Annotated in this window: 1 protein-coding gene; it reads right to left on the bottom strand. The window is 47.9% G+C overall.

Going from position 1 to position 1,821, the window contains the following annotated elements; all coding sequences use genetic code 11:
- Nucleotides 1-406: 406 nt before the first annotated feature.
- Nucleotides 407-1,693, bottom strand: a complete 1,287-nt coding sequence (locus tag JMF85_RS27735; protein ID WP_174817622.1) for an IS110 family RNA-guided transposase — start codon at nt 1,691-1,693, stop codon at nt 407-409.
- Between the last annotated feature and the right edge of the window lie 128 nt (nt 1,694-1,821).

The following is a 1,821-nucleotide window of genomic DNA, read 5'->3' as shown; positions in this document are numbered from 1 at the left end:
CTCCCACTATAAAGTAATGTTTTCTCCTGTTTTCTCGCTTATTCTTAGAATTTCAACATTGACAGTTTTAAGAGATATTGGTGGAGAATGTACTCTACACCACGATTTTCTGTAAGAGCGTAGGCGGGAACAGAGCTTAGGAATAATCTACTTCCAAAACTGTGGATAAATGGTATGATCGCACAGTGGATCTCCACTTTCACCCTCGGGGTTTACCCTCCCATGTCACACTGGGTCTATGCCCTTACATTCCTTCGTTCTACCTCTCAAGGGGTGGAGGCCGATTCTTGCTCCTTTACGGGGTCTTAGCCCTTATTGAATGTAGTACTTCGGCTTCTCCGGTGCTTCCGTTGTCTAAGTTGTACACATGTGAATAAGCGATTTACAGGCTGTCTGCTTCTTTGTTTTAAGCGGCCACTTGCTGCATCTGGATCTGCCGCGCAGGGCCTATTACGTCGATTGCATTGTACTCTCTTTGTTTTGTCCCCAACGTATGCAAAACTCGAATCAGTTTCCCACATAAGGCTATTAGGGACTGCTTTTTCTTCAGTGGATTTTGACTCCGCGTCGTGTAGTGCTTGTGAAGCGCCTTGAACGCTTCGTTCTTTGCTACCATCGGCATCACTGCCCGAAACAGCAACGCACGTAACCGTGAGCGTCCGCGCTTGCTAATTCCTGTCTTGCCTTTCCGCTTTCCCGAGCTGTTTTCTTTGAGATTCAGCCCAGCGAGCCGGATAATCTGTTGACCATGGTCGTAGTTGTTCAGGTCACCAACTTCAGCTAGTAATCCAGCTACGGTAATGGCTCCAATCCCCGGAACAGAGAGCATGTATGCCGCTCCCGGGATGTTCTCAAGGATCTCCAGGACCTTAGTCATAATCTCTTCCAATTGCTTACTAAATAGATCATATTGACCCAGCAACGTGCTTAATTCCATTCGAGCCGCCATACAACCTTCCGTCAACCCAATGGAGACCGTTGCAGCGGCTACTAACTTCTCCGCGCGCTTGATACCCACGCCACGCTTCACTTCTGTCTTCCAGTGAGCCAGGACGTCTCTAGCTCCCTTGGAGACGATGTCTGATGGCATGGGGAACGCCCGCATCGTCATCAGCGATGCCTTACCTTCCCATTGCTTGAACACGTTAGCGTACTCGGGGAAGAACCGGTCAAACCAGTTACTGATACGGCCCTTTACTTGCGTTAGGCTGGCCGATACCTTTTCCCGAAGATTCATTAGGATCCGCAGTTCCGCATATTCCTTCGTTGGCAGTTTCGGTTCGGAGTATTTTCCGTTTCGAATAAGATCCGCGATGACTTTAGCATCCTTATAGTCGCTCTTCGTCTGTGAGTTATCCTCAAGCTCTTTCGTCTTGTTCACATGATGCGGGTTGACGACAACGATCTGAATATTTTGCTCTTGTAGATATGCAGCTAACGGAAACCAGTAGTGTCCAGTAGGCTCGATGCCAAACACAATGTCTGTTTTCCCATGTGCCTGCTCAAGCTCCTTCATCCACGTTACCAGCTTCGCCAACCCATTCTGATCGTTATGGAAAGTGCAATCCTTCCCGAGTTCAATCCCGCGAAAATCTACGGCTCTTGCGACGTGTACCTTCTTCGCGATATCTGCGCCAACTACCAGTGTCGATTCGGTAATTCGTGTAATTCGTTGATTCTGCTTCTGTTTCAGTTTATACTTCATATTGAGCGTCCTCCTTCTAATTAGGGCAGTGAATGGCCACCATTCCAAGACCCAGCATACAGGAGGCGCTTTTTCTTTTCAAAGAGCAAATTACTTCATTACAGGAATGGCTCCTT

The organism is Paenibacillus sp. EPM92, assembly GCF_016586185.1.
GTDB lineage: Bacteria > Bacillota > Bacilli > Paenibacillales > NBRC-103111 > Paenibacillus_G > Paenibacillus_G validus.
This window is presented reverse-complemented; position numbering and strand designations above follow the sequence as displayed.